Source organism: Malonomonas rubra DSM 5091, assembly GCF_900142125.1.
Taxonomy (GTDB): domain Bacteria; phylum Desulfobacterota; class Desulfuromonadia; order Desulfuromonadales; family Geopsychrobacteraceae; genus Malonomonas; species Malonomonas rubra.
Genome location: NZ_FQZT01000036.1, coordinates 1 through 4537, shown reverse-complemented (window position 1 = coordinate 4537; position 4537 = coordinate 1). Strand labels below are relative to the sequence as shown.

Below are 4537 nucleotides of genomic sequence, written 5' to 3'. Positions count from 1 at the left end.
GCCCGATACGCTTTAGAATACATGTTCCTCCGAACTGCCCCAATGATTTGTTTTGGAGTTCAGTTAGAGGCGACAACTATCCTGACACGGGGGGGTGTCGGGTTGTTGCTGAACATCTGCATGAGTTTGTTTATTGCTGCTGGAGCATGGTTGCTTCTATAGATTATGTCCTCTCAGGCTTACGCCGTAGTGTCCTCTGCTGTATGTCTTGAATATTGTGAGTTTACGAAAAAGCCGTCGGTTAACTTCCGGCGGCTTTCATGTTTCATCACTCCATACTTCCTAGGAGCAAAATCTTGACTTGATAAGCCATTTTGACCAACCTTAACGAATGGACTGATATTTACTTGTGGGGCGTGGTCAAAATAAGTAATAAGGATAAGCTATTTTTCAAGTTTTCTTGGGAGTAATGACTTTTTCTGTTTATGCTCAACAGTGTCGAGTAAACGAACGGCGATTCAGTGTTTCGGTTTGGTATAGCTTAAGGGGTCGACATTTCAGTGGGCAAGCTGCCATAATTTCGGTACAAACAACTTTCATCAAACTTAGGGGGGATTTGTGAATTTCAAGGTGCTAGCACTGACGATACTTATTATAATGGCATCAATTGTACTAGTGGGGTGCGATAGTGGGCCAAATGAGAAATCGATAAAAAATATTGCGATTAACTCACTACAGGACAGGTGGCCCTACATCCATAAGGACGCAATCAACATTATCGATAAGCGTAAGGATGGAGCTTATACTGTCGTTCGCTTTGCAGTTGGCGAAGCGGTTTGTATAATTCCCATTAGACCATATGGTGATGGTAGGTGGATCGGCGACGGTTTTAACTGTAATGGACGCTTCAGCCCGACCCCAGATGATAAAGCAAAAGCAAAAAAGGATTATTTCGAACTTCATCGCTCTTCGTTTAAAAACCTTCCTAGGGAAAGCGAAGGAGTTAAACTTTTAAATGCCGAAATTTCCGATGAAACAAATATTATGCAGTTTGATCACCAAGTAATTAGCCTTACTCGTAATGAAGAAAAAGAAAAATGGCAAGCGCTTCAAGATTCTCATATGCAGAGCTACTGCAGCATGCAATCCTTTAAAAGGCTTCTCAATGATTTTGATGTGACAATACGTGAAAAGACTCTAGATAAAAATGGTGATGTCGCATTTCAGATTGAAGCAACAACTGATCAGTGCTATCAGTTTTTATATTCCGAGTAATGGTTGGCTACTAAGCTTCTTTAAAAAGAGTGTATTGTCACGGAAATCTGTAAAAAGCAATTATCAATTCAAAATATCGTGACATAGTAAAAAGCCGTTGGGAAGTTCCCAGCGGCTTTGATGTTTCACATCTCCAGATATTTGACAGCCCATCGCGGGATTGGGTAATTGAAAAGCGGGCCCATTTCTAGACCCGCTTCAGAGCGTTTTGAAACTTTACACTGCCAATATTGGTGTCAGGATACTTTATGTAATTTACCTTTTTCGTAAGTAGAAACCTAAACCAGCGAGACCACTACAGAGAAGAAGGAACGTTGAGGGTTCTGGAACCGAGTTGAATGTTCCTGACAATGTGAATGCCTGATTGTTATCTGTTTGAACAGTCCATACAGGGTTGTCAGATAGAGGGAAAAAATTGGCGTTGAGGTTAACATCCCCATAAGATTTATGCCACGCCCAGTCCTCTGCAGTGCCATCATTTGTTGGGTCATTAAATACAGACAACCAAAACGTTTCTCCTGCCTCGACGGCAAAAAGGTCAGGAAGAACAAATTCAAATAAATAAAGGGGATAAGCAAGATTATAGCTACTATCAATTGCACGTGACACACTCTCTGTCGTTTCTCCAGAATAGCTGATTAGTAAATCTCCAGGTAAACCATTTAAGTCAGAATAGAGCCGAATAGTAAAATCATCTACCATTGATTCATCTACTTCTCCATAAGCTGAGTACCCACCTGCCCAACTCAAACTAGTTATTGTCGCATCAAGATTTAAAGAAAAGTCATCTGCCAATTGCATTGTGGAAGTAGAATAGGTCCTCGCCCAATTTGAATCTTGGTTAAAAAGTGTCTCTGCTTGAAGGTTTTCAAGGGTGATTAACAGGAAAAGGAAAACCAGAATCGGAATAAATTTGACTGTTATCATTCTCATTTTATCCTCCATTTTTAAAAGTAGAGAGAGTCACTGAATCGCCAAGCTGAATTAGTAACTTTTTCTTGATTCTAGGCACCCCTCCCAAATATGTTTTACCGCAATAAATCTGATGATTATTTTATTCTAGGTAGACATAAAAAAGCCGCATTACCAAATTAATTGCATTTGGCAACCCGGCTATCTTCTAGTTCTTTGAAGAATAATAAGACCCGCAGCTTTCCGTCCCCATCTCACGACAGGTTTGGCTTTATCTAGAATTTCAATATTACCCTAATAGCAGTTTCCCACTTAACTGCCGAAAAACAAGACAGTCGCAAATTATATTTGTCACATTTTTAACGCACTTAGCTGGATGCAAAAACCTCTAAATCCAGGTCAGAACTCAAGCCAACAGGTTTCAGACGTTAGCGGCAGATGTTTCAAATGCTGTGACTTATTTAAAAAGCCGTCGGAGCATTTCCGGCGGCTTTCGCGTTTCACCAATCCATACATTTGCGAAACGGTGATACCAAGAAAAATTCAACACCTGCTCTCAATTGTCCCTGCGCCTTATGAATCACAAAAACAGCTATTTGGCGTCGAGATTCCTTACAAAAACAATAAATAAACTGCCCCCCGTTCCCTACCTTAATAATATTAGACTGTTACCGAAGGGGCGTTAAATTTGCATATTCGGGCCTCCATATATTCTGCTTTTGCCTTATTTGAGGGAGTTACTTTATGTTTCACGTCTTAACTGTTGCCGCTATTCTTCTATTTTCAACTTCGACCCTTGCTAGCGCTCTAAGTTACAGTATTTCTGCTATTGGAGATTTTGGTGGCAGCTATACTGTAGCAAGAGGGATTAACGATAATGGGCAGGTGGTTGGCTACTCTCGGACAGCTAACAATACCCATCATGCTTTTCTTTACGACAACAATGAAATGCAAGATCTCGGAGTTTTGTCTGGGGACAGTGCGGTGAGCTTCAACATAAATAATAGTGCTCAGGTAGTTGGCTATTCGCAGACATCTAGCGGCACCGATCATGGCTTTATTTATGACAACAATATTATGCAAGATATTGGTACTCTCGGTGGGCCGACATCATATGCCTTCAATATAAATAATAATAGCCTGATAGTTGGTCGTTCAATTACCAGTAGCGGAGAAACGCACGCTTTTATCTATGGCAACAATAGCATGCAAGACATTGGGACCCTCGGCGGTAATCACTCAGAAGCATATGCTATAAACGATTACGGCCAAGCTACCGGCTATTCTCGTATGGCAAATGGCGAGCTTCATACTTTTATCTATGATAGCAATGGCATGCAAGATATTGGAACTCTCGGGGGGACATCATCCCAAGGTAGAGATATTAATGCTATTGGACAAGTTGCCGGTGGCTCCACTACTACAACCAGTGGCTATCATGCTTTTCTTTATGACACCAATGGAATGCAAGACCTCGGCACGCTTATCGGTGGAAATTATTCATATGCATATGGGATAAATGACAGCAGTCAAGTCGTCGGTCACTCAAATACGTCTGATGGTCAAACACGAGCTTTTCTCTATGACAGTCTAATGGGAATGGTTGATCTAAATAGCTTCATAGACGATTCTTCATGGCTTTTAACAGCTGCTCTCGATATAAATATTCATGGTCAAATAGTTGGTTACGGTCTTCTTCACGGCCGATACCAAGGGTTTATTTTAACACCAGACGTTGAGGCGGCAGCTCCTGTTCCAGAGCCAAGCACAATAATTCTGCTAGGTGCAGGAATCGGTGGGTTAGCTCTTTACCGGCGCAAAGTAAAGAAGTAAGAGGCGGCAAAATAAGCCTATGAAGCCTCACGTCTCTGATCTGGGGCTTTTTTATTTCGGCGTCTCAAAAGTCGTAAGTTTCATGTCGAATGCCCCTGGAGACCTCCGGGATATTTTTTGCATAACTAAGCTTTGTCGGTAGGCCGAAATAGCCCGTTTTGAGGGTCGATTTCAGTGACAGGACATTTGCAATGGGAGTCGGCCAAGCAACTGCCTGGAATTACAGCGGATGTCGCCAGTATTTCCCCAAAGGCCCTACCGCAATGACCGGAGCTTGCTGGTTTCGCTCTTTTCAGCCACTTAGCGGTGGAGGAAATTTCTAGTCAAAAGTCGGCGATTTTTGAAAACGCAATCTGCTGAGGGGGGGGCACTAAGGCAGTTTCATCAACCGCTCACTTCTCCAGACACGAACGATGGCAATCCGCTGTTCTCCTCGACGATAAACTATACGAAAGGGGGGATGGATTAACTCCCTGAGTGATGGTTGGTTGAATTCGGGAACCATCCGCCCTCGATCTGGATTGGTGGGCAACTCCTCTACCAGCGCAACTATTTCCCGTAAGAAGCGCTCGCCAAT

4 protein-coding genes and 1 riboswitch are annotated in these 4537 nt (G+C 42.5%); of the genes, 2 read left to right on the top strand and 2 right to left on the bottom strand.

Annotated elements, in window-relative coordinates; translation table 11 throughout:
* The first annotated feature begins 558 nt into the window (after window positions 1–558).
* Window positions 559–1215 carry a hypothetical protein gene (locus tag BUB13_RS18420; RefSeq protein WP_072910222.1) on the top strand — a complete coding sequence of 219 codons (657 nt, stop codon included), beginning with the start codon at window positions 559–561 and terminating at the stop codon, window positions 1213–1215.
* Between the two features lie 255 nt (window positions 1216–1470).
* Here the strand turns inward: BUB13_RS18420 and BUB13_RS18415 are convergent, their stop codons facing one another.
* Window positions 1471–2148 (bottom strand): PEP-CTERM sorting domain-containing protein, encoded by a 678-nt coding sequence (locus BUB13_RS18415; protein ID WP_072910221.1) that lies wholly within the window; start codon window positions 2146–2148, stop codon window positions 1471–1473.
* A 167-nt stretch (window positions 2149–2315) separates the two neighbouring features.
* A riboswitch (cyclic di-GMP riboswitch) is annotated at window positions 2316–2407 on the bottom strand.
* A 464-nt stretch (window positions 2408–2871) separates the two neighbouring features.
* Here BUB13_RS18415 and BUB13_RS18410 point away from each other — a divergent pair.
* A complete protein-coding gene (locus tag BUB13_RS18410; RefSeq protein ID WP_072910220.1) occupies window positions 2872–3960 on the top strand; it encodes a DUF3466 family protein in 1089 nt (362 codons plus the stop codon).
* Window positions 3961–4330: 370 nt separating this feature from the next.
* On the opposite strand, the gene BUB13_RS18405 is transcribed toward BUB13_RS18410, so the two are convergent.
* Window positions 4331–4537 (bottom strand): type II toxin-antitoxin system RelE/ParE family toxin (locus tag BUB13_RS18405; protein WP_072910219.1); only part of this gene is annotated, 207 nt, incomplete at its 5' end.

What these genes read in the sequence shown, in the direction of transcription:
- BUB13_RS18415 (WP_072910221.1), bottom strand. Translation starts at nt 2,148, where the DNA reads ATGAGAATGATAACAGTCAAATTTATTCCGATTCTGGTTTTCCTTTTC.
- BUB13_RS18410 (WP_072910220.1), top strand. Translation starts at nt 2,872, where the DNA reads ATGTTTCACGTCTTAACTGTTGCCGCTATTCTTCTATTTTCAACTTCG.